At 44.5% G+C, this 23070-nt stretch carries 19 protein-coding genes; 7 read left to right on the forward strand and 12 right to left on the reverse strand.

The window, feature by feature from the left end; translation table 11 throughout:
* Positions 1-13 precede the first annotated feature (13 nt).
* The 3 genes from Q0R52_RS22650 to Q0R52_RS22660 form a co-directional block, all read right to left on the reverse strand.
* The gene (locus Q0R52_RS22650) at positions 14-298 is read right to left on the reverse strand and encodes a DUF3098 domain-containing protein (protein WP_295798929.1); all 285 of its coding nucleotides are present in this window, start codon (positions 296-298) and stop codon (positions 14-16) included.
* A gap of 92 nt (positions 299-390) precedes the next feature.
* Positions 391-1269, reverse strand: a complete 879-nt coding sequence (locus tag Q0R52_RS22655) for a permease-like cell division protein FtsX (protein WP_295798932.1) — start codon at positions 1267-1269, stop codon at positions 391-393.
* 541 nt (positions 1270-1810) lie between these two features.
* Positions 1811-3787 carry a dehydrogenase E1 component subunit alpha/beta gene (locus Q0R52_RS22660; RefSeq protein ID WP_295798934.1) on the reverse strand — a complete coding sequence of 659 codons (1977 nt, stop codon included), beginning with the start codon at positions 3785-3787 and terminating at the stop codon, positions 1811-1813.
* A 220-nt stretch (positions 3788-4007) separates the two neighbouring features.
* Here Q0R52_RS22660 and Q0R52_RS22665 point away from each other — a divergent pair, with 220 nt between their 5' ends.
* Complete coding sequence (locus Q0R52_RS22665) at positions 4008-4871, forward strand: DUF4198 domain-containing protein (RefSeq protein WP_295798937.1); 864 nt, start codon at positions 4008-4010, stop codon at positions 4869-4871.
* 133 nt (positions 4872-5004) lie between these two features.
* On the opposite strand, the gene Q0R52_RS22670 is transcribed toward Q0R52_RS22665, so the two are convergent.
* The 9 genes from Q0R52_RS22670 to pdhA all read right to left on the reverse strand — a co-directional run bounded on the left by Q0R52_RS22670 (position 5005) and on the right by pdhA (position 18715).
* Entirely contained in the window at positions 5005-6390 is a 1386-nt protein-coding gene (locus tag Q0R52_RS22670; RefSeq protein ID WP_295798941.1) for a LutB/LldF family L-lactate oxidation iron-sulfur protein, read from the reverse strand.
* Between the two features lie 200 nt (positions 6391-6590).
* Positions 6591-8153, reverse strand: a complete 1563-nt coding sequence (locus Q0R52_RS22675; protein WP_295798944.1) for a M28 family peptidase — start codon at positions 8151-8153, stop codon at positions 6591-6593.
* A 101-nt stretch (positions 8154-8254) separates the two neighbouring features.
* The gene (locus tag Q0R52_RS22680; RefSeq protein WP_295798948.1) at positions 8255-9844 is read right to left on the reverse strand and encodes a M28 family peptidase; all 1590 of its coding nucleotides are present in this window, start codon (positions 9842-9844) and stop codon (positions 8255-8257) included.
* Between the two features lie 193 nt (positions 9845-10037).
* Positions 10038-10472 carry a ribose 5-phosphate isomerase B gene (rpiB, locus tag Q0R52_RS22685; protein ID WP_295798951.1) on the reverse strand — a complete coding sequence of 145 codons (435 nt, stop codon included), beginning with the start codon at positions 10470-10472 and terminating at the stop codon, positions 10038-10040.
* A 589-nt stretch (positions 10473-11061) separates the two neighbouring features.
* Complete coding sequence (locus tag Q0R52_RS22690; protein WP_295798954.1) at positions 11062-14637, reverse strand: hypothetical protein; 3576 nt, start codon at positions 14635-14637, stop codon at positions 11062-11064.
* 34 nt (positions 14638-14671) lie between these two features.
* Positions 14672-15436, reverse strand: coding sequence for a M90 family metallopeptidase (locus Q0R52_RS22695; protein WP_295798956.1), 765 nt, complete (start codon positions 15434-15436; stop codon positions 14672-14674).
* Positions 15437-15479: 43 nt separating this feature from the next.
* A complete protein-coding gene (locus Q0R52_RS22700) occupies positions 15480-15755 on the reverse strand; it encodes a hypothetical protein (RefSeq protein WP_295798958.1) in 276 nt (91 codons plus the stop codon).
* Between the two features lie 181 nt (positions 15756-15936).
* Positions 15937-17670 (reverse strand): pyruvate dehydrogenase complex dihydrolipoamide acetyltransferase, encoded by a 1734-nt coding sequence (locus tag Q0R52_RS22705; protein ID WP_295798961.1) that lies wholly within the window; start codon positions 17668-17670, stop codon positions 15937-15939.
* 49 nt (positions 17671-17719) lie between these two features.
* Positions 17720-18715, reverse strand: coding sequence for a pyruvate dehydrogenase (acetyl-transferring) E1 component subunit alpha (pdhA, locus tag Q0R52_RS22710; protein WP_295798964.1), 996 nt, complete (start codon positions 18713-18715; stop codon positions 17720-17722).
* Positions 18716-19128: 413 nt separating this feature from the next.
* Between pdhA and Q0R52_RS22715 the strand changes: the two genes are divergently transcribed.
* From Q0R52_RS22715 to Q0R52_RS22740, 6 genes are all read left to right on the forward strand, one after another.
* On the forward strand, positions 19129-19722 hold the full coding sequence (locus Q0R52_RS22715; RefSeq protein ID WP_295798967.1) for an NlpC/P60 family protein: 594 nt from the start codon (positions 19129-19131) through the stop codon (positions 19720-19722).
* Positions 19723-20279: 557 nt separating this feature from the next.
* A complete protein-coding gene (locus Q0R52_RS22720; protein ID WP_295798969.1) occupies positions 20280-20531 on the forward strand; it encodes a hypothetical protein in 252 nt (83 codons plus the stop codon).
* Between the two features lie 146 nt (positions 20532-20677).
* Complete coding sequence (locus Q0R52_RS22725) at positions 20678-20917, forward strand: hypothetical protein (RefSeq protein WP_295798972.1); 240 nt, start codon at positions 20678-20680, stop codon at positions 20915-20917.
* Positions 20918-21086: 169 nt separating this feature from the next.
* A complete protein-coding gene (locus tag Q0R52_RS22730) occupies positions 21087-21677 on the forward strand; it encodes a Crp/Fnr family transcriptional regulator (protein WP_295798974.1) in 591 nt (196 codons plus the stop codon).
* 170 nt (positions 21678-21847) lie between these two features.
* A complete protein-coding gene (locus Q0R52_RS22735) occupies positions 21848-22426 on the forward strand; it encodes a YceI family protein (RefSeq protein ID WP_295798977.1) in 579 nt (192 codons plus the stop codon).
* 75 nt (positions 22427-22501) lie between these two features.
* Positions 22502-22996: a nuclear transport factor 2 family protein gene (locus Q0R52_RS22740; RefSeq protein ID WP_295798980.1), complete on the forward strand. Its 495-nt coding sequence runs from the start codon at positions 22502-22504 to the stop codon at positions 22994-22996.
* The last annotated feature ends 74 nt before the right edge of the window (positions 22997-23070 follow it).

Genomic DNA, 23070 nt, shown 5'->3' on the forward strand with positions numbered 1-23070 from the left:
AAACTTAGTGAACTCAATCAACTTTAACGGCTTTCTTAAATATCGCAAAAAAGCCAACTGCAAAGCCGCCCAGTACAACCAGGGGTGCTATAACAATTTTTGTAGTGCCGTAAATATCAGTAGAGCCTGACATTAAGAAGAAACCAAACGCAACGATAGCAATGCTGATGATAAATAAGCGGTAATTTTCTTTGCCAAATACAAAGCTTACAGGGCGTGCATCTGTCTGTTTAGCAAGTGGTTTTGCAGCGGCGCTGGTTTTAACCGGTGTAGCCGGTTTTGTTATTTGTTGTGCCATGATTGGGACAATGTTTTAATTAGTGAGTTAGTGAATTAGTGATTGGCAAAGTTCAAAATCCGACGTCGAAATTCTGACATCCGAAATCAACCTTATCTATACAAATTATATATTTTTAAACGTAAAAACTTGTTTACTGCCAAAAAGGTACTGAAGCCCGATATAAACACCCCGAGACCTAATATCGCTACAAATATTAACCCAAACTCTGTATAATTTCTGAGGATTATCAGGTCGGGGATTTCTTTATAGGCCAGGGACAAGGTGCCAATCAGGATTAATATGGCAATCAGTCCGCCCAACAAGCCATGCCATATGCCATAAAGCATAAACGGCTTGCGGATAAACCCTTTGGTTGCGCCAACCAACTGCATCGATTTTATTAAAAATCTTTGCGAATAGATAGCCAGCCTGATGGTGTTGTTTATTAAAGCTACCGACAACACCACAAATATTCCGGCAAACACCAGGATAATGAGGCTGATGGTAGTAATGTTTTCGTTCATCTGGTCCACCAGCGATTTTTGGTATTTCACCTCTTTTACCAATGGGTTTTTAAGCAGCTCGGCTTTGAATTTTTCAATATCGGCATTGTTGGCATACTGGGCCTTCAGGTAAACATCCAGCGATTGTGACAGAGGGTTATAACCCAAAAACTTCACAAAATCTTCGCCCAAATCTTTTTGCAGGTTGCGTGCAGCCAGCTCTTTGCTCACGTACTGGGTTTGTTTTACCATTACGCTGCCTTCAATTTGTTTTTGCAGCTGCAGCACGTCGGTTTCGTGCGCGGCGTCATCCACAAAAATATTCAGCACTATGTTTTCCTTTACATAGCGGCTCAGGTTGTTGGCCTCAACCAAAATCAAACCCAATAACCCTATCATCGACAACACCATAGCAATGCCAAAAACGGTAGATATGTATATCGTTTTTGTTTTTTTTGCCGATGCGCTTGCTTCAAATTCTTCCATGTTGAGATTAGATTTGAGATGTGAGATTTGAGACGTGAGATATAAATAACTGCATTATACCCTCTATCACAAGCCTTTTCACCAAACTTATTTCGCGAAAATAAGAAACCTTAGCCTAAAGGTAAAAGTTTATCTGTTATTATTGTTGATATGATGGATAAAGGGCAGAAAGTTTAACAAAATTTAACGAAAAGAATGAACACGGATTTCACGAATTGAATGGACACGAATTTTCACGAATTAAGGCGAATTTCACGAATTTAACCGGCGATCAAAAATAAAATTACTGATAATCAGTGTGTTTCATAGCGTTCCGGGTGTTCCGCGTATGAAAATGGAACGATTTCCGCCGTTGTTGGTGTTGTCACCAACAACCCCATTACTTTGTGATGTGCAACGCGCCGGTTACTTTCAGGTGGCATTTTACATGTCACAATGGTCATCGTACTTGTTGGTGACAACACCAACAAGGGCCTCAGCTTCAGATTTTACCCAAGTCATGATTCGTGAAATTTGATCCAATTCGTAAGAATTAGTGCCGTTAATAATTCAGCAGCTTCTCCATCGTTTCCTCCAATCTCGCCTTCGCCAAAAATTGTTCCTCCAAAGCTTTATTCATCGGGATAGCGGTATCCAAACTGGCGCAGCGCATTATCGGGGCGTCCAGGTATTTAAAGCAATGCTCCGCCAAATGTGCCGCAATTTCGCCGCCGAAGCCGCTGGTTAGGGTATCCTCCGTTAAAATTAATACCCGGCCGGTTTTTCTGGCGCTTGCTTCAACCACTTCTTTGTCCCATGGCTGCAGGCTGCGCAGGTCAATTATCTCTACAGATAAATCCGGGTGTTTGGCTGCATATTCAATAGCCCAATGAACGCCAAGTCCGTAGGTGATTATGCTGGCGATGCTCCCTTCCTGAATAACTTTTGCTTTGCCAATCTCAACATAATAATCACCCTCGGGCACATTGCCGGTATTGCTGCGGTACAGGTATTTATGCTCAAAATACATTACCGGATTGGGGTCGTCAATAGCAGCCATCAGTAAGCCTTTGGCATCATCGGGGAAAGCCGGGTAAACCACCTTCAGCCCAGGCGTTTTGGTAAACCAGGCCTCGTTACTTTGCGAGTGGAAAGGTCCAGCGCCGGTACCCGCGCCTGCCGGCATGCGGATAACTACATCAACCGCTTGTTCCCAGCGGTAATGCGTTTTGGCCAGATTATTTATAATCTGGTTAAAGCCTACTGTCGCAAAATCGGCAAACTGCATTTCCATAACAGCCTTGTAGCCATTTATGGCCAGCCCCATAGCAGCCCCAACCACGCCCGACTCGCAAATGGGTGTATTTCGCACCCGCCCGCGACCGAACTCTTCCACAAACCCCTGGGTGATTTTAAATGCGCCGCCGTACTCGGCAATATCCTGACCCATAATTACCAGGTTTGGGTATTTGCGCATACTTTGTCGCAACCCATCGCTAATGGCATCGATATAGCGTTTGGGGATTTTGTTGTTTGAAGGTTGGAAAGTTGGAATGTTGTACTGTTTGTACATATCCCTTACTTCTGTTTCAACGTGAGCTATTATATCCGGTTCACTGAAAACTTTTTCAATTTCCGTTTCAATCTGGGTCACAAATTCAGCCTTCATTTGCGGAATCCATTCGGGTTTCAGCACGCCTTCGCTCAGTAGATATCTTTCAAAGTTCTGTAACGGATCTTTTTCTTTCCAGATATCAAACAGCTGTTGAGGCACATATTTGGTGCCCGATGCTTCCTCGTGCCCCCGCATCCTGAAGGTCATGCATTCCAGCAAAACAGGCCGCGGTTTTTCGCGCATATTGGCGGCAATTTCGCTCACGGTATGGTAAACCTCAAGCAGGTTATTGCCATCAATACGGCGGCCTTCCATGCCATATCCTATGGCTTTATCAACCAAATATTTGCAATTGTACTGTTCACTTATCGGTGTCGACAGTCCGTAGCCGTTGTTCTCGATCAAAAATATAACGGGCAGTTTCCAAACGGCGGCAATATTCAAAGCCTCGTGGAAATCGCCCTCGCTGGTGGCGCCTTCGCCGGTAAACACCAGGGTTGCCTTTTTACGTTTGCTGAGTACATCCGCCAACCCAATGCCGTCCGCCAGGGCCAGCTGCGGCCCCAGGTGCGATATCATTCCAATGATTTTATATTCCTGTGTGCCGAAATGAAAAGAACGGTCACGGCCCTTGGTAAAGCCCGAAGCTTTGCCCTGCCATTGCGCCATTAAGCGCGACAACGGGATATCGCGGGTAGTAAAAACACCCAGGTTGCGGTGCATGGGCAATATGTATTCGTCGGCTGTCATGGCCAGGGTGCTGCCAACGGCAATAGCTTCCTGCCCAATGCCCGAAAACCATTTGCCAATACGTCCCTGCCTTAATAGGATGAGCATTTTCTCCTCAACAAGGCGCGGCCAAAGCAATTTTTTATAAAACTCAATTAATTGGCCATTATTCAGGTTTTTCCGGTCGAAAATCATCCGGCAAAACTACTGAAGTTTTTAGGAATTTGTTCGATAGTTCAGTGGTTCAATAATTCATTGGGAATTAGTTTGAAAATTACAAAACGGCTTTTTATTGGTAATTTCGACGTATTATTGCTGTTGCAAAATAATTCGAACTTTTTAAGTCATTATATTCAACCCGATAACTAACAAAAGCGATTGGTATCGACCGTGCCACTAATGAACAACTGAACTAATGAACTACAAGAAACGTACCCCGCTCATACTTCTTATTCTTGGCGCTGCTATCGCTATATCGGCCGCCACCCATGATTTTTTCCTGCTGCCCGAATATTTTTATATGCACAAAGGGGGAACGCTTAACCTGCACCTGCTGATGGGCGATTTATTTGTAAAGGACACCGAAATACCTTACCAGTCAAATAAAACCAGCCGGTTTATGCTGTATACCGGTTCCAAAAAGATCGATTTAACAAAAGCTGCAAAAGATAGCGCAGCGCCGGTGTTGAGTTACGAGATGACAATCCCGGGGCAGGCATTAATTGAGATGACAAGAAGCTACGAGTTCAGCTTTACTTCGCGCGATGCCTATGCCGAATTCCTAAATAACCAGGGGCTTGATAAAATGGCCGAAAAAGTAAAAAGCGGGAACCAGTTCAGGGTAAAAGAAAAATATACGCGCTACTTAAAAACACTGGTATCTGTCGACGAAGCAAAAGGCGATGCTTACCAAAAGAACTTAAACGAAGATTTTGAGCTGATTTTAAAGGAAAACCCTTTTAAAAAGCGTTATGGCGACGATATGATTGCTGTGCTGAAATTTAAAGGGAAGCCTGCGGCATCGGCATCTGTTGGGTTGTACATAAAAACCACCAACGGCAATGTTTATACCCAAAATCTGACAACCAGCCCCGAGGGTGAAGTAACGTTTAACCTGAGTCGCGAAGGTGTTTACCTGCTACGCAGTGTACGCATTGAGCCAACTAAAGATAAAGACGCCGACTATGAAAGCTGGTGGACATCATACACATTCCCCTTCAGCAGCTCAGAAGAATTGCCGAATACTTACAAGGAATTTGGGTTTGGAAATAAACACTAACTAATTTCGGATTTCGGAATTTCGATTTCGGATTTTTTCGAATGCGGAGTGCGAAGTGTCGAATGCGGAATGTTTTTGAATATAAAGTAGCTGTTTACACTCCGCAATTGGCGTTCGGACTTTCGCATTTTTTCTACTCTCCAAAATTGTTTTTCTCCTTGTACATCCTGCTGAATGATTTATCGGCGACTTTTGGCATCTCTTTGTAATGCCCCCAGGTTTTTTTGAAGAAGGTGCGGAGCATAATATTTTTTGTTTTGCCGCTTAAAAAGTCAGTGAGCTTACGGCTCAGCATCGCTTTTTTCCAAAGCGACCAGCCCCATTTTTCTTTGGTGTTTACCAGGTGCTCCTGTACGGAGTCGCGGCGGTTAAGCAGCAGCATTTTATGGATATCGATTTTTACCGGGCACACTTCGGTACACTTGCCGCAAAGGCTTGATGCGTAGCTCAAGTGCTTAAACTCCTCCATCCCGGCCATGTGCGGCGTAATGATTGAGCCGATGGGGCCGCTATACGTGGTTTCGTAAGTATGGCCGCCAATATTTTTATAAACCGGGCATGCATTCAGGCAGGCACCGCAACGTATGCAATATAAAGCCTGGCGCTGGTCCTTTTGTGCAAGCAGGTTGGTGCGGCCGTTATCCAGCAATATCACGTACATCTCTTCGGGGCCGTCGGTTTCGTTGGGCTGGCGGGGGCCGCTTAATATGGAGTTGTAAACCGTGAGGTTTTGCCCGGTGCCATGTGTAGCTAGCATAGGCCAAAACAGGTCGAGGTCCATTATCGAAGGCACAATTTTTTCGATACCCACAACCGCAATATGTATTTTAGGAAACGACGTACTTAAGCGGGCATTGCCCTCGTTTTCGGTAATTGCTATGCTGCCGGTATCGGCAATTAAAAAATTAGCACCGGTTATGCCCACATCGGCTTGTACATATTTGTCGCGCAATAATTCGCGTGCCTTTTGGGTAAGCTGCTCGGGGTTAAAATCAAGCGGGGTGCCAAATTTTTCGTTAAACAGTTTTGCGATGTCTTCCTTTGAAAGGTGCATCGCGGGTGTTACGATATGATAAGGCCGCTGGCCCAGCAATTGCACAATATATTCGCCAAGGTCGGTTTCTAACGATTCGATGTGGTTCGCCTCTAAAAATTCATTCATCTGAATTTCTTCGGTAGCCATCGACTTTGATTTTACAACGGTTTTAGCACCTGCTTTTTTGATGATGTTCAGTATCTCGCGGTTGGCTTCTTCAGCATCATTCGCCCATATCACCTTGCCGCCGTGTTTCTGGAAGTTGGCTTCAAACTCTGGTAAAATCTTGTCGAGGTTTTCCATCACCTTCCACTTTACCACATGAGCTTTGCGCTTGGTGTTTTCAAGATTGATAATCTTCGACAAGCCCCTGTCTACCGCAGCATCGTACTTACCAATATTATAATTGATAATGCGGCGATGGTCCATATCAAAGGCTTTACCTTCGGATGTAACCAGGAATTCGTCAGCAGTGGTCCCCATATTGCGAAGTTAGTTATTTAGTTTATTAGGTGAGCAGTTGATTAGGTTGATTAAGTTAATTTTGTTGTTTTTGACTTAACTATTTAAACACATTAATTTATTACGCAAATAAAAAGGGACAAGCTAAATGCTCGTCCCCTTTAAAGTATATCGTCCTAATAGAGTAAAAATGGATTATATCTTAATCAACCACTCACTACTTACTTGCTACCTTCTTCTTTCTTTCCGTCAACTACAGGGCGGTTATCAGCGTTTACCAAATCCCATGCAGTATAAAATGCAAGTTGGGCACGTTTAGCTAACAGCGGAAAGTTTATTTTACTTACCTCGTCGCCAACGCCGTGGTAGTCGGCATGCTCGCCGTTAAAGTAGAAAATGATTGGCACGCCGTGTTTGGCAAAATTGTAATGGTCTGAGCGGTGATAAAAATCGTTAGGGTCTTTCGGGTCGTCGTATTTGTAATCAAGCACCATGTTGGTGTAGGTTTTGTTCGCCTTTTCGCCAACGTTATGTAAATCAGTACTTAACATTCCCGAGCCTATCACATAAACGTAGTTTGCAGAATCGGCTTTACCTTTATATTCGTAACCAACGCGACCAATCATATCTATGTTCAAATCGGCAATGGTGTTGGCCAATGGGATAACCGGATGATCAGTATAATACTCAGAACCCAGCAGGCCTTTTTCTTCGCCCACGTTACCTAAAAACAATATGCTGCGGCGTGGGCCGTGGCCATCTTTTTTTGCTTTTGAAAACGCCCTGGCAATTGTCATTATACCGGTAGTACCTGAGCCGTCATCATCAGCGCCGTTGTTAACGCGGTCGCCTTTGGTGCCTTCGGGCAGCAGACCGATATGATCGTAATGGGCCGATATTACCAGCACCTCATCTTTCAGCTTAGGGTCGCTGCCGGGCAAAAAGCCCAGCACATCAACGGCTTTTACATCTTTCTTCACGCTGTTGTAGCTGAGCTTTACGTCGGCTTTAATGGTTTGTACGGCGCCGCCGTCAGTTTTAAGTTGTTCGAAAGTCTTTCCGCCCGATTTTACCAGTTCCTCGGCAACCTCATTGGTTATCCAGAAAACGGCAGGCTTGGTTTCAACTGGTTTTGTATCTTCCTTTTTGATGGTTAAGCGCGGGGCAAGGATATAGTTTTTGTACTTGGTAAGCACACCGGCAATTTCCGAATTTGCCGCCAAAATCATCGCCGGGTTTTTGCTCATCAGGTTTTTAGTAATCGCTGCACGTGCTTCCGAACCACGGAAACTGGTTCCCTGCGGTTTACCGTCCGCGGCTTTGTCTTCGTTTATCCAAAGCACAATTTTACCGGTAAGGTCGGTGTTCCCAATCTCAGCTTCGGTGCCGTAACCAACAAATACGATTTCGCTGGTGTTTAGCGTCCTGTCTGTTGATGGTTGAACGGCATAAAAGCTGTCGCCGTTTGCAAATGTCTTGCCGCCCACGGCAAAAGTTGCGTTCAACGAGTTTTCAGTAAGCGGAACGTCAAAAAAGTACGAGCCGTTTACAATTGGCTGCAGGCCTAATGATTTAAACTCATCTGCAATATAATGTGCAGCTTTTTCGGCGCCGGGTTTGCCGGTTTCGCGGCCTTCGTATGCGTCAGATGCGATAATGCTTAAATGTTTTTTGGCCAGGTCCGGGCTTATGATGCCGGCATATTTCATGGCGGTGGGATTTTGCTGTGCCCATACGCAGGTTATCGAACCAGCCAGGGCGATGGATAATATAATTTTTTTCATATTTTTTTATTAGCGGCTTAAAGTAGGCAATTTGTTTAAACAAAAATAAGCGATAGTTACCTTTCTATCGCTTATTAAAATCGGTTAGTTATCCGAAAACATTATTTCTTCCCGTCAACAACCGGGCGCTTATCGGCGTTTGCCAAATCCCATGCAGTATAAAATACCAACTGTGCGCGTTTGGCCAGCAGCGGGAAGTTTATTTTACTTACTTCGTCGCCGGGGCGGTGGTAATCGGCATGTACGCCGTTAAAGTAAAATATGATAGGAACGCCGTGCTTGGCAAAATTGTAGTGGTCCGAGCGATAGTAAAAACGGTTCGGGTCGGCAGGATCGTCGTATTTGTAATCCAAATCAAGTTTGGTGTAAAGGTTGTTTGCGTTTTCGCCCACCTTGTGCAAATCGGTGCTGAGCATCGACGAACCGATAACGTAAACGTTATTTGCCGAATCGGGCTTGCCAATGTAATCAACCCCAATGCGGCCAATCATGTCGATATTCAAATCGGCGATGGTATTAGCCAATGGGATAACCGGATGATCAGTATAATATTCGGAACCCAGCAGGCCTTTTTCTTCGCCCACGTTACCTAAAAAGAGTATGCTGCGGCGCGGGCCATGACCATCTTTTTTAGCTTTTGAAAACGCCCTGGCAAGTTCCATAATGGCGGTAGTACCCGAGCCATCGTCATCGGCGCCATTGTTTACCATATCTTTCGACCCTTCGGGCATTAAGCCGATATGGTCATAGTGTGCCGATATTACCAGCACTTCGTCTTTAAGTTTTGGGTCGCTGCCTGGTAAAAAGCCCAGCACATCAACAGCTTTAACAGGTATTTCTTCAGTAGCGTATGATGCAACAACATCGGCCTTAACTGTTTGTGATTGCGGTGTGCCAGCCTGGTCGATAGCTGCTTTTAAATCAGCAACGGTTTTGCCGCTGTTCTTTAAAATCATGTCGGCAGTTGCCATCGGGATGGTGATAACTACCGCGGGGTTTTCGCCTTCGTGTTTTAGCATCATTGGCAATGCGCGACCACCACCACCTTGTCCGCCGGGCCTTGGGCCACCTGCGGGAGCGGTTGTAGTTACTGCTAATATTAACAAAGGTTTTTTGCTTTGTATTAAATCAAGACGTTTGCGGCTACGCGGAGTGCTCCAGTCAGAAACTTTATCAGTGCCTGTAATTTTCGATTTGCCATCACTCATCGGCTCGCCGGCGCTGATGTAGATTACCACTTTACCGGCAATATCCACACCTTTTAAGTCGTCGTAATTATCAGCGCCGATTCCGTAGCCAATAAATACTACATCTTTAGCATCAATATTTTTAGTCCCTGCGCCACCACGTGCGGTAAAATCTTTACCCATTTCGAGTGCGGTACCGTTTACAGTGAACGAATTTACCTTGAACGAGTTTTGTACTACGGGTACATCAAAAAAGTACGAACCGTTTACAATCGGCTGCAGGCCCAGCGATTTAAATTCATCGGCAATGTAGTGGGCAGCTTTGTCGGCGCCGGGTTTACCGGTTTCACGGCCTTCAAAAGCGTCTGATGCAATAATGCTGAGGTGCTTGTTAGCCAATTCAGGGCTGACGATCTCAGCATACTTCATGGCTGTTTTGTTCTGCTGTGCGCAGGCCCCCGTTACCAAACCAATGCTGGCGAGGGTTAAAAATAATTTATTCATTTTTGGTCAGTTAGTTTCTTTGGTTCATTGTTGATCCCGCACGTGCGGGATAGTTCATAGCAGAAAAGTAGTAGGGAGCAGTATCTAGTGGCTAAAACATACCCTTGGCTGTGTCACCACAGCCAACTAACTCAAAGGGGTAAAGGGGCGCAATCCTTTTCCTTTCAAAACCTTTCGCCTTTTACCTTTTTCCTCAACACGCAATCTTATTCACCCTGTTTGCATGGCGCCCGCCCTCAAACCTGGTGTCTAAAAATATCGCTACAATTTTTTTTGCTTCTTCAATTGATATATGTCGCGCCGGGATGCAAACAATATTTGCATCGTTATGGCTGCGGGCACGTTCGGCCAGTTCCTCGTTCCAGCAAATGGCTGCGCGGATGCCCTGGTGCTTGTTGGCGGTAATGGCCACACCGTTGCCACTGCCGCAAACCAAAATTCCGAAATCAAAATCGCCGCTTTCAACACCTAAAGCTACCGGGTGGGCAAAGTCGGGGTAATCTGCCGAAGCATCCGAATACGTTCCAAAGTCTTTAACCTCAGCTACGTTTAACGATTCAATCAGTTGTTTTTTGTACTCAAAGCCGGCATGGTCGGCGCCAATGGCAATTTTTAGCCCGTTGTTCATAATGTCAAATCTAATGATTATTGTAAGGGACGAAGGTAAAATTTTTGATGGATAAAGGGGGGATTTACCGAATTACCCGGTACAAAACTTAACCTCTCAATCCCAAAAAGTTTACACTTTTTTGCGTTGAATAATTGCAATGAGTAACAATATAAATAGGTGCAGCCGTTTGCAAAGCGTTCCGTTTTTGCACGCGGAATACCCGGAACGTCATGAAACATGCTGATTATCAGTGTTTCTAATTTTTGAAGGTGCTGGGTTAACGCAAGCAGCTTATTATAAAAGGCCATGAAATGACATTTTTAGATAGGCAACCCGTGTAAACTGACAACAGGGTTAATTATTAAAAGTGTAAACTTTTTTCAAGACGACACACAAGTTATAATCTACTTCAACTATAATTCAAAAGCGAGTCCGATGTCTTTTGTAAACGATCGAGATAACTCTTAGACGTAGCAAAGCTCTGTGGTTACCAATCAACCAGCTATTACGTAACCAATATCACCATGGTCCATTGATTGTCCTGTGTAGAGATTGCTTCGTTCCTCGCAACGACGCGTTGAAAGAACTTGTCAGCTCCCCAATCACCCTACTCCCCATCAACCATCCAAAAATCCCGTGGATACAACCTGTACAACGTAGTTTCCGCCCCATCCACCGATTTTAGATATGTTTCATAAGCCTGCATCTGTTTTTCAGGCCCGATAACAAAATAGTTACCGCCGGGTAGGTCCTTTGACGGTTTTCCATAGCCCGGCAATATGATTTGGTAAACCTCGTCTTTATACCCATAAATCTTATTTATTATTCCCGGCTCTTTTCGAAGTTTTAATATGGCCAGCCTGAAAGTTTTGATGTTTTCAGGTAGGTTGCCGTCGGCCAAATCGTTTGCCATTGCTTCACCGCGGGTTTCGTAATCCCCCGCTGAGCGGAAACCACCCACCGCGCCCGACACGATGTAATCCATTATCCCGGTATCAACAGGCGAGCGCTTTATCTCGTCGATAACAAAGCGCAGGGTTTGCGGCAATTCGGGCGTGCGCTCAGCATAATATAAAAAGCGTCCGCTGCCAGGGTTGGCACCTACGCCTGTACTATATGAAAGGCCCGCGCCTGTTGTTTTGGTGTACACGCTTTGCTTGCCGCCGCCACCGTACAAGCCCGCAGCTAAAAACTTGAGCAGGCTAACGCGGCCGGTATCTTTGTAGGTGCCAATAGGTGCAGTATTGATAAATACGCCGTTATGCATATCAGGTGCAATAAGGCCGGCATAAACGGGGGGTGCAGTCATATTCATCCGCGCCATTACGCGTGCATCTATCAGCCCTGCCGAAGGGTAGCTTTGCGGGGTCAGCGGCGTATGGCTAAAACCGGCAAACAGGTTATTAAGCCTTGCGCCAAGCTTGTCTTCGGTTGAGGCTGAGCCAACCATAAACACCCTTGCCTGCGTGGTATTCAATAACATTTTACGCAGGTTGTTAAGTTCGGCAAGGGTTTGCTCAGGCGGTTGGGCAAGGTCGTGCTGCAGGGTTTTGCACACCATCTTCCAATCAGCAGCCAATGAGTTATCAGGTATATCATTTAATATTTGCTCCAAATCCTGCGCAGCGTTTTTTGCTATTGCTTTTGCGCCGGTCGGCAACTGGTTAAATGCCTCTGCCAATTGTTTATTCGTTCCGGCGGAATCGGCGCTCATCGCTGTTGTGCTGTTTAACACGCGCAGCAGTTTCTTCAAATCGCCGCGATTGTTTTGTGCTGATGCCAAATTACCGAGCCAGGCGTTTAAAGCAGTCGCATCAGCCGGTGAGCCGCTATCCTTCAGCATCCATTTCAACCGGAAAATATTAAATGTTCGTGTCAGAAACGACGTGGTAGCCAGCAACAGTGGCCTGTTTTGATAAAGATATGACCGCTGCGGGTTATTTACCCAGCTTTCTTCGGCGCCCTGCATGGTTTTACGGATGCCGGTTAGTTCCTGGTCAACCAAATCGCGCAGGCGCGGCAGGTTGACGGTGGTCCAGTTGGGGTTTTGCAGCACATCGCCCATCCATTCTACAGCCTTAAGCGCTTCAGCCTGGTTGTTACCGGCGGCGCTGATGACCAGTTCGGCCCGGCCGCTTTTGCCATTGGTGCCGTAATAGCTGTTAATGCTCAATATCTGCTGTTGCACCAGCTGTATCATATCCTCGTAGCTTATCGCTTTGCCATCTTTAATTATCCCGGTTGCGGTCAGCAAATCAGGTAACACAGCCAGGTAAACCAATTTGTCCTTCGGGATGCCTTTTAAGCTTATGGCCAGGCCCGTAGTCGCGCTTGTCATGTTATCAAATACCGATGCAACTGCCGGTACATCATTTGCCAGCACCTGCCGTTTGTAAACAAGTTCATCATCAAGTGTGAGGGGCGGGTGCTCAATAAATTTGATATTACCGGCCTGTTCCAGCTTTTCAAGCACCATGGTGTTCGAATCATATACTGCTTTGTAGCGTTTTATTGCGTCCTGGTCGTTGTCAATTTTGTATAGGTCTTTCAGTCTTGCCACTTCTATTTCGGCGCGGATTTTCCGTGCTGTTTCCTGGTTTTTAAGCAACGCCGGGTTTGCTTTGCTGTAAACGGTGAGTGGCAATGTGTGGTCCAGATCAAGTTTAGCCAGCAGCGGCTTCCAGATGTTTATACCGGTGGCCAGTTCACGGCGTACCTCGACCATCTGCGGTTTCAGCATTACCGATTTTGTGAAACCAGGCACACCTTCTAAAACTTGCAGTTCCACGTACCAGTTGTCACCGGTATTGCGAAAACCAAATTTTGGCGGACTATTCACAAACTTGGCGTCGCTGCGGTTGCTGCTTAACAGGCTGCTTGCAAAACGCTTGTTAAATTCCAGCAGTTCGGGCGAGTGGTCGGGGAAGGCGGCAACCCGTTTAAGCTCGTCAATGACTTTGTTACGGGCCATGGTAACCTTATCATTAGTAAGGTTTTCGGCGCTTACGCCATCAAGGCCTATGGTTACCGGGTCGCCCTGCTTAAAATCCACATAGGCAAAAACCGACTGTGCATCAAAACCTGTTATTTTGGTTTTACTGTCGACAAATATTTTGTACAAATTGGTGGTTGCGTCGCCGGCAAATACATTCAAAAAATTATTCAGTTTGATGTACTCAATCGTACTTAACTTTAGTGCAGGCGGGAACGACATATACACAGTGCCGGGTTGTTGTTCATTTTCGGTTGGATATTCAATGGCTTCCATTTTGCCGTTTTCGGCGGGGTGGGGCGGAGGCAGTTTGTTGGCACTGGCAGCACTTTTTGAACCCTTGCTTAATCGGCTAAGGATGGCGTTTGTACGGCTAAGCACACCGCTTAGCTGCATGTTTTTGGGCAACGAAGTGATGGCCCCCATATTACCGAGGTAGTAGTTTTTTTTATGATAAGCGGCAATGTCTGTAGCATTCAGCACCCTGATACCTGCCGGAAGTCCCCCGGCATTATATGAGTTAGGATGATTTGGACCGTACTGCAACCTGCCCAATTCATCAAACAGCAACGCGTACGGGTTATTCATACCCGACGACATTTCGTTATAAACCGAGCCCTTTTCCTCTAAACGCAAAGTTTTATCCGGGTTTTGCGTAATGCCCCAGTTGCGCACCTCGCGACTAACTTCTTCACTGGTATAATCCGGGTGAAGCAACGCATCAAGATAACTTTCAAACAAAGTATAAAAAACTTCCGGACCGCCACCTGTATTAAAATGGTAAGCGGTATGCAGTTGCGATGTAAATGCATTGGATTCAGCCAGCGACATATCCTCACGCGTATTCAACAGGTGGCCTTTGCTGCCTTTGGTTATCAGCAGGTGCTCTTGTGTATGCGGTTCGCCCTTTTCGCTTACCGGGAAGGTATTGGCATAAATAAATGTCTGTGGCACCGACTCCACCTGCAACAAATCCAATGTAAAACCGGTGGCTACTTGTATAAAGCGCCCGCCCATTGGTTTGTCCGCATCGTTTAAATAAACGGCAACAGCTTTAAAGCCATTAATGGTTTGGCCCTGTTTTAATGTGGCTAATGATAAGCCTGGTTTTTTTTGTGCCGATACAGGATTGAAAATGCCGTTAAGGCATAGAAGGCCAATAACGGCATAAAAAATATTTTTGCGATGCATAAGGGTGAAGTTGATTGCTTAAAGCTAATGAATATCAGGAAGATTTAAATATCCTGCCCAACATTTCATACAACTCCGGGTGCTTCGCTTCAAACTCGTGGGGTTTTTCAAAAAAGTATTCACTTACTACCGCAAAAAACTCGGCCTCATTGGTGGTGGCATAAGGGTTGATATCCGAATGACCGGTTTCAATTTTATGCACTTCCTGGTGCATCATTCGCACCCAGGGCTTAACATACTCGTACGGCAAAAAACCTTCAGGGATGCCATCGGTTTCGCCATCGGCTTTGTCAATCAGGTGCACAAATTCGTGGATGCCGGTATTTTCCTGTCCATGGCTTGCAGAAAATCCTTTTACCAGCGCCTTGCGCGACAATATCATCTGTCCGTTCATGTAACCTGTACCTACCATGCCCATAATATTCCTGCCGTTAGCTCCTTCAAACTGGTAATCCTCATCAAATGTATCAGGGTACAACAGTACGTTGGTAACATTCCGGTAGCTCCAGTCTTTAAATCTGAAAATGGGTATTACCGCACTGGATGCTACCATCAGGCGGTCGGTATCGGTTATAGTCAGGCCTACACCTTCAACGCGCACCTCATCCAAAAACTGTTCGATCTTGTTTTCAAAATAGAGCTTATCGGTATCCGATAACTTATTATAGTAATCGATATTTTTTGCCAACAATTTCTTTTGCGCATCGGTAAGTATTACCTGCGTAAGTGCTCTGCGGCGTTTGCGCTGGTAAAGCGTAAAGCTAATGACGATGGCAATGATGATGGAGAAGAATATCATAGATTACAAGCAATTCAAAAATACCACATAAAACATCCCAATATCATTGCTTTTTGTTGGATGGTTTAGAAAAAAACCAAATAAAGAGGTTTCCCAGTAACAAGACTCCAGCCATTATGAAAAATCCATTTCCGTCATTTCTGACAAAGGTCGCTGTTCCACCATACCTTGAATAAAATGCCCCACCCGTAGTTTTACCGGTATAATTGAAATAAATACCCATGCCTATTAATACAGCCAGTGTAAAGCGATATAAAAATACGGCATGTCTATAGGTAACTCCTTTATTGTCGATTACGTGTTTATCCCTCTTGGCCATGGTCATTTACTTTATTAAAAATAGCTATTGGAGATGGTTTTGCAAAACATCATTTAACCTATAAAAATCTAACGAAGTATGTTGGTCAAATAGTTGTCCTATCCAAACAAAAACAGCGATAAACCCTAAAGTCTATCGCTGTTAAATATGTTAAATCCGAAATCGAAATTCCGAAATCAAATTAAATCAACAATCTCACCGGCTCTTCCAGCAACGATTTTAACGTTTGCAGGAATGCAGCACCAGTTGCGCCGTCAACCACGCGGTGGTCGCAGCTTAGGGTTACTTTCATTACGTTACCCGGTACTACGGCGCCATTTTTAACAACCGGTACTTGCTGTATGCCGCTAACGGCAAGTATACACGCATCAGGTGTATTTATAATAGCGGTGAACTCCTCAACGCCAAACATACCCAGGTTTGATATGGTAAATGTTGAACCCTCCCAATCAGCAGGCTGCAGTTTTTTGGCTTTGGCGCGTTGTGCAAAATCTTTCACTTCGGCACTGATGCGGCTTAATGATTTACCATCGGCAAAACGCACAACCGGAACCAGCAGGCCTTCGTCAACCGCTACGGCAACGCCAATGTGTACATGTTCGTTGGTGCGTATCTTATCGCCAAGGTATGATGAGTTGATAGCAGGGTGTTGCTTTAAGGCAACGGCACAAGCTTTCAGCACAAAATCGTTAAATGATATTTTAACCGGGGCCACATCATTAATGCGGGTGCGGGCAGCAATTGCCTGGTCCATATCAATGCTCATGGTTACGTAAAAATGTGGTGCAGTAAACAAGCTTTCGCTTAAGCGCTTGCTGATCACCTTACGCATCTGGCTAACCGGTTTCTCGGTATATTTCTCTTCGCCTGTGTAAGGCGCAAGTGGCGCAGCTGCTGGTTTTGCAGCCGGAGCAGGTGCACTGGTTTCGGCAGGCGCAGCTGCAGGAGCTGATGCGGCAACAGGCGCAGGCGCTGCGGATTTGGCAGCCGGTACATATTCCTCCACATCTTTCTTAATAATGCGGCCGCCTTCGGCGCTGCCTTTTACATCATTAAGGTTGATGCCTTTTTCTTTGGCTATTTTACGTGCTAATGGCGATGCCTTAACGCGGCTGTCGTCGCTTGATGTTGCATCAGCAGGGCTATCAGACTCTGCTTCTGCTGGAGTTGCTTCTGCTGCAGGTGCTTCTTCAGCTTTAGCTTCAGGGGCAGCCTCATCGTCGCTTAGCAAAGGTGTGATGTCGGTTCCGGCTTTACCAACAATGGCTATGATGCCATTAACCGGTGCTGCTTCACCTTCTTTAGGGCCTATGTATAATAAGGTGCCGGCTTCGTAACCAACAACTTCCATGGTGGCCTTGTCTGTTTCAACATCGGCTAATGAGTCGTCGCTTTTTACAGTATCGCCAACTTTAAAGTTCCATTTGTTTATAACGCCTTCCGTCATGGTATCGCTCAGGGCAGGCATGCGGATAACGGTTGCCGGGATGCTGCTTTTGTCAACCTTTAGTTTTGCTTCAACAGCTTCCGCAGGTTTTTTATCTTCAGCAACTTTCGGCGCTTTTGTTTTTGCCGGTTCTTCTTTCTTTTCAGGTTCAGCCGCAGCCTCTTCTTTTGGCGCTTCTGCTGCGGGGGCAGCGGTACCTGCCGCATCAAGGGCGGCTTTGTAATCTTCGCCCTCTGCACCCAAAACTGCAATTACAGCATCAATAGGTACTGCCTGGCCTTCATCAACACCAATGTAAAGCAAGGTGCCGTCCTGGTACGATTCAAAATCCATGGTGGCTTTATCGGTTTCAATCTCAGCCAGCACATCGCCCGATTTTACCTTATCACCAACTTTTTTATGCCACTTAGCCAATACCCCTTCGGTCATGGTATCGCTCATTTTTGGCATTTTAACTACTTCGGCCATATATTATTTGATTCAATAGTTCTTTGTAAATTCAATTTAGCTACAACAATTAGCTCATTATATAAGGGTAATCTTTCTGAACGTACACATCGGTATACAATTCCGATGCTTCCGGCCATGGCGACTCCTCAGCAAATTTCACCGACTCGTCAACCTCTGCTTTTATCTTGGCGTCAATTTCTTCAAACCATTTTTCATCGGCATAGCCTTCCGAAAGTATGGTGTGGCGGGTCAGTTCAATAGGGTCTTTTGCTTTGTATGATTCCAGCTCTTCTTTGGTGCGGTATTTTTGCGGATCCGACATCGAGTGCCCTTTGTAGCGGTAAGTACGCATTTCCAAAAAGGTTGGTCCTTCGCCGGCACGTGCGCGTTGAACAGCTTCGTCCATTGCTTTATGTACTGCAGCAGGGTCCATGCCATCAACGGGTGACGACGGGATACCGTAAGGCAAGCCTAATTTATAAATGTCAGTTTGCGCGGTAGTACGCTCAAGCGATGTACCCATGGCATAACCATTGTTTTCGCAAACGAAAATTACAGGCAGTTTCCAAAGGGCAGCCATGTTAAAAGTTTCGGTAAGCGCGCCCTGGCGTACGGCGCCATCGCCCATGTATGCAACGTTTACAAACTCGGTACCTTTATATTTCTCGGCAAAGGCTATACCTGCGCCAAGTGGTACCTGGCCGCCAACTATACCATGACCGCCGTAAAAGTGCTTTTCTTTATCAAACATGTGCATCGAGCCGCCTTTGCCTTTTGAGCAGCCGGTAGCTTTGCCGTAAAGCTCTGCCATTATTGAGTTTGACGTTACGCCTTTAGCTATGGCGTGCGCGTGGTCGCGGTAAGCGGTTATCATGCTGTCTTCCTGTTTAAGTACCGACATCGCGCCGGCCAATACAGCTTCCTGGCCTATGTATAAGTGGCAAAAGCCCCTTATTTTTTGTTGACCGTACAGTTGCCCGGCTTTTTCTTCGAACTTACGCATCAAAAGCATCGACTCGTACCACTTCAGGTAGGTGTCCTTATTTATTTCGATTGAACTCATGTATTATTAATGATCAATTTTATTATAATGCGCAAATCTAATTATATCTGCGAAATATAGAAAAGCAATGGTGTTGTTTAAACACTATTTTATTAAAAACATTGTAATAATTTTAATATCGGGCTTATCTTGCCATCCCGATTCAAGTTTAAATGTGCTTTTTAACCTCATTTCGGGGTAAAAAGCACCCAATTGTTAGTATGTTGATATTTAAGTAAAAAGAAAAAAAATTTCATCGATTACATTTATCAAAAAAAATCAGGCAGTTAATTAACATTAGCAGACAAATGTTGAAAAAAAACAGTCATTCTGTTGCAATTTTAAAAAATTTGGATAGTTTTGTAGCGAACAATAGACAGGGTGTCCAATTTAATAAACAATTTGTTGGCCTAATCAACAAACTAATTGATTAAATGAAGAAAATTACTATCGTTATTGCGTTATTTTTCAGTGTGTTAGCAGCCCAGGCTCAAACAAATACCAGTCCAAAAACATCGGACGACAAAAACACTGATGATCAGGAGTCACTTGCTAAGGATTATTTGTCCCAAATAATGGGTGTGGCTATGTCGGCTACATCAAACATGAAACTTTTTCACTTTGTTTACGACTGGATCGGTACCCCGTACCGTTTCGGCGGAAGCTCGAGGAAAGGAATAGATTGTTCAGCATTTACCAAAGAATTATACAGCGACGTTTTCAACATGGATATTCAGCGCAACTCGCGCGATATTTTCAGCATGGTTAGTCCGGTAAAACGCGACGAACTGAAAGAAGGCGATTTGGTATTCTTTAAAATACACAGCCGACGGATTTCGCATGTTGGCATTTATTTAGGCAATAACCGGTTTGCTCACGCTTCGTCGCGCGGAGTAGCCATCAGCAGCCTTGATGATGCTTATTACAGTCGTTATTTTTATCGTGGCGGCCGCATGCTCGAGTCGTTTAAGGCCGAGTTGCAAAAACAAAGCGCCGACAAAACCAGCGCCAATACTGACAACAACTAAAACTTTATTATAAACCTATTATTTAATCCCGCCCCAACCAGGCGGGATTTTTGTTTTTGGGCGATTTCCGGCGGCGCATGAAGCGTTCCATTTTTCCACACGGAACGCCCCGAATAAAAACGGAACACGCTGATTATCAATTATATTTGATCTTTACAATTTGAAACGTCCTGATAATCAGCTGTTTAATAAAGGGTTTACAGGCAGGGTTTACAGTATAGCCCGGAACCGTGGTAATTAGCTAATATTCAAAATATTACAAATATAAATGGGTTTACACCTGTAAACCCGTTTGGATTTACATAATAAATAAAGAAATATGAATGCAAACGCTGCACGTAGAAGATTCTTCGCTCTGCTCAGAATGACAAAAAAAATCTTCCGAACACCTATGGTGTTTTCACCAACAAGGATTGGGTGTGCAGTGTTCTGTGCCGCTGTCTTTTCGCCTTTACCCGGCAGATTTACGCCGGAAGTGCCAGCCATTTGAAAACGAAACCTCCGCACCGCGTCAATTATTTTCCTAATTTTAGCCATACCAGAGAAAGACACCAGATATGAATGCCAAAATGTTTTCGTACAAAGTTGAAGGAATGCTGCTTGAACAGCATAACAACCAATTAAAACTCAGTAAAAGCTTCGACCGGAAGGCGATACTGGAACCCCTCAAAGAAGCTTTAGCCGCCGACAACTTTAAAATCGACGAAGCATCCCTAAGCTATAAATTAATAGACGACCAGCTTTTCATCCAGGGGCTGGCCATTGAAAATGAAGAACGGGGAACGGTTGGGTTTAGGTTTGGGAAGTGAGTGTTTATCGCCCTTGTTGGTGTTGTCACCAACAAGATGGGGTGTGCAAAATGTTTACGCCTTACAAAAAGCCGCCGGCCAATACGTCTCACAATATTCATCGGTTTTGTTGGTGACAACACCAACAAAGGCGGAAAGGCGGAAAAATGTTTTCGTACAAAGTTGAAGGAATGCTGCTTGAACAGTATAACGACCACTTAAAACTTAGTAAAAGCTTCGACCGGAAAGCGATACTGGAACCCCTCAAAGAAACTTTTGCCGCTGATAACTTTAAAATTGACGAAGCATCACTGAGCTATAAATTAATAGATGACCAGCTTTTCATCCAGGGGCTCGCTATTGAGAATGAAGAACCGAAAACGGTTGGGTTTAGGTTTGGGAAGTGATGAGGGAATTGTATAGGCACAGTCTACAGGCATATTAGTCCGAAGTTTGCAGGTTTCGGACAGCGGGGTTGAGGTGAATATAACGGTTGATTCCCGAACGCTGTCGGTTCTTAATCACATCAGCGTAATTATCGTCGGTAAAAAGGTTAAATTAGCGATTTAGATAACCATGCTCGATAATTTCTTTAATAAACTATCAAAAGGAAAAACACTGACGGAGGCTGAAAAAGCAGTCTTTGGTCAGCATGTTACTATAAAGAAATTAAGAAAGCATCAATATTTTTTGCAGGAAGGAGAAATTTGCAAATCGGTGGCTTTTGTTAATAAAGGCATGCTCCGCTGTTACCTTGTTGACGAAAAAAACAACGAACGAATTATTCAATTTGCGCCGGAGGGATGGTTTATTTCTGATATATCCAGTTTTATAAGTGAAGACAGATCTAATTTGAATATTGATGCATTAGAAGATACTGAATTGATATTGATAAGCAAAGCTGCGCACGTATACCTGGAAACTGCCGTTCCTGAATTTTTCAAATTTAATTATACGCAGTATCGCGGGGCATACATTGCGCTGCAAAAAAGGTTAATAGATATGTTCACGCTGTCTACCGAAGAAAAATACACTAAACTGCTAAGTATTTATCCGGATATTATGCAGCGCGTACCACAACATATGATCGCTTCCTATCTCGGGTTAACCCCCGAAACGCTGAGCCGGGTCAGGAAGAAACTTTCTGTTAAAAAGACAGGTGCATAATCATTTTCATTGATCGAAATCAATATAATTTCTTGATCCGCGTCAAGACACCTGAACGGGATACGCTTTATTTTTACCCCGAAGCTTTCCATCATCAAGCCAAGCATTGGAATACAAATTTGGAAGGCCGGAAGTTTTTCATTTAACTAAATTCAAACCAATTATTAAACATGAAGAAATTATTATTATTTGCAGTTGTACTGCTTTCACAAACCTCATTATTTGCCCAAACAACCACATGGAAAAATGATAAAATGCATTCCAAACTTAAGTTTACCGTTACCCATCATTTGCTTTCGGATGTGGATGGTTTGTTCAAAAAGTTTGATGTGACCATAACTGCAGCCAAACCTGATTTCAGTGACGCGGTTTTTGAACTTTCGGCAGATGTGTCTTCAATCAACACCGAAGTTGAAATGCGTGATAATGATTTAAGAAGTGCTAACTATTTTGATGCAGCGAAATACCCGGCTATCACTTTCAAAAGTTCATCAATAAAGGCAGATGGAACGAACAAGTATAAGCTTATAGGCAACCTTACCATGCATGGTGTTACAAAACCTGTAACGATGGACCTTTGGTACCGCGGCACAAAAGAGAACCCAAATAGCAAGCAAAACGATGCCGGTTTTAAATTACGGGGTACATTAAAGCGTTCAGACTTTAATATAGGAACAGGCACTCCTACGGTGCTTGTAAGCGACGAGGTAGAGATCGCAGCTGACGGCGAGTTTGCAAAAGCCCATTAATTCCTGGTATCTAAAGTTGTGCGCTTTCCTATAAAGATCAATTGAACTTCTTTAAACGCTAAAAATAAATTACAAATGAATAAAAAGTTCATTCTGCTTTTTGTCGTTATCATTGCTTTATGTGCAAACAACAGTTTCGCACAGTTGGCTTCGGTGCCGCTTGCAAGTCAAAAAATATTACTGCAAAGCAGCGATCCTAAGCTTGCAGCTAATAAAAAACTGGTATACGATTGCTGGCGTGAGGTGCTGGAAGCAGGTCATCTGGAATTGGCAGATAAATATCTCGCCGAAACTTATATGCAGCATAATCCGAATGTTCCAACAGGAAGAAAAGGATTTGTTGAGTTGTTTTCGAAATTTGCACAGCCTAAACCAATTGTGGACACTATAAAAGCGCCTATAGTTGCTATCGTTGCGGAAGGTGACCTGGTAGTGATAAGTTTTGCCGGGAAATTTCCCGACCCGGCGGACAGCACAAAAACATATACATCCACTTGGTTCGACATGTTTCGCATAGAAAATGGAAAACTTGCGGAGCATTGGGATGGTGCTCAAAAAACAAAGAATTAATACAACGAGCGTTGTTATGGTTGTGCATCTCGGGAAAATTCAAACGAAATAATTAACTAATGTTAAACATTTGT

The organism is Mucilaginibacter sp. (assembly GCF_025359345.1).
Taxonomy (GTDB): Bacteria; Bacteroidota; Bacteroidia; order Sphingobacteriales; family Sphingobacteriaceae; genus Mucilaginibacter.

Bases quoted from the DNA above. Each gene is read 5' to 3' on its own strand.
- Q0R52_RS22665 (WP_295798937.1), top strand. From the start codon at position 4,008: ATGAACTACAAGAAACGTACCCCGCTCATACTTCTTATTCTTGGCGCT.
- Q0R52_RS22735 (WP_295798977.1), top strand. From the start codon at position 21,848: ATGAAGAAATTATTATTATTTGCAGTTGTACTGCTTTCACAAACCTCA.
- Q0R52_RS22740 (WP_295798980.1), top strand. From the start codon at position 22,502: ATGAATAAAAAGTTCATTCTGCTTTTTGTCGTTATCATTGCTTTATGT.
- Q0R52_RS22725 (WP_295798972.1), top strand. From the start codon at position 20,678: ATGTTTTCGTACAAAGTTGAAGGAATGCTGCTTGAACAGTATAACGAC.
- Q0R52_RS22690 (WP_295798954.1), bottom strand. From the start codon at position 14,637: ATGCATCGCAAAAATATTTTTTATGCCGTTATTGGCCTTCTATGCCTT.
- Q0R52_RS22655 (WP_295798932.1), bottom strand. From the start codon at position 1,269: ATGGAAGAATTTGAAGCAAGCGCATCGGCAAAAAAAACAAAAACGATA.
- Q0R52_RS22650 (WP_295798929.1), bottom strand. From the start codon at position 298: ATGGCACAACAAATAACAAAACCGGCTACACCGGTTAAAACCAGCGCC.
- rpiB (WP_295798951.1), bottom strand. From the start codon at position 10,472: ATGAACAACGGGCTAAAAATTGCCATTGGCGCCGACCATGCCGGCTTT.
- Q0R52_RS22695 (WP_295798956.1), bottom strand. From the start codon at position 15,436: ATGATATTCTTCTCCATCATCATTGCCATCGTCATTAGCTTTACGCTT.
- pdhA (WP_295798964.1), bottom strand. From the start codon at position 18,715: ATGAGTTCAATCGAAATAAATAAGGACACCTACCTGAAGTGGTACGAG.
- Q0R52_RS22680 (WP_295798948.1), bottom strand. From the start codon at position 9,844: ATGAATAAATTATTTTTAACCCTCGCCAGCATTGGTTTGGTAACGGGG.
- Q0R52_RS22715 (WP_295798967.1), top strand. From the start codon at position 19,129: ATGAAGAAAATTACTATCGTTATTGCGTTATTTTTCAGTGTGTTAGCA.
- Q0R52_RS22660 (WP_295798934.1), bottom strand. From the start codon at position 3,787: ATGATTTTCGACCGGAAAAACCTGAATAATGGCCAATTAATTGAGTTT.
- Q0R52_RS22705 (WP_295798961.1), bottom strand. From the start codon at position 17,670: ATGGCCGAAGTAGTTAAAATGCCAAAAATGAGCGATACCATGACCGAA.
- Q0R52_RS22675 (WP_295798944.1), bottom strand. From the start codon at position 8,153: ATGAAAAAAATTATATTATCCATCGCCCTGGCTGGTTCGATAACCTGC.
- Q0R52_RS22670 (WP_295798941.1), bottom strand. From the start codon at position 6,390: ATGGGGACCACTGCTGACGAATTCCTGGTTACATCCGAAGGTAAAGCC.
- Q0R52_RS22730 (WP_295798974.1), top strand. From the start codon at position 21,087: ATGCTCGATAATTTCTTTAATAAACTATCAAAAGGAAAAACACTGACG.
- Q0R52_RS22700 (WP_295798958.1), bottom strand. From the start codon at position 15,755: ATGGCCAAGAGGGATAAACACGTAATCGACAATAAAGGAGTTACCTAT.
- Q0R52_RS22720 (WP_295798969.1), top strand. From the start codon at position 20,280: ATGAATGCCAAAATGTTTTCGTACAAAGTTGAAGGAATGCTGCTTGAA.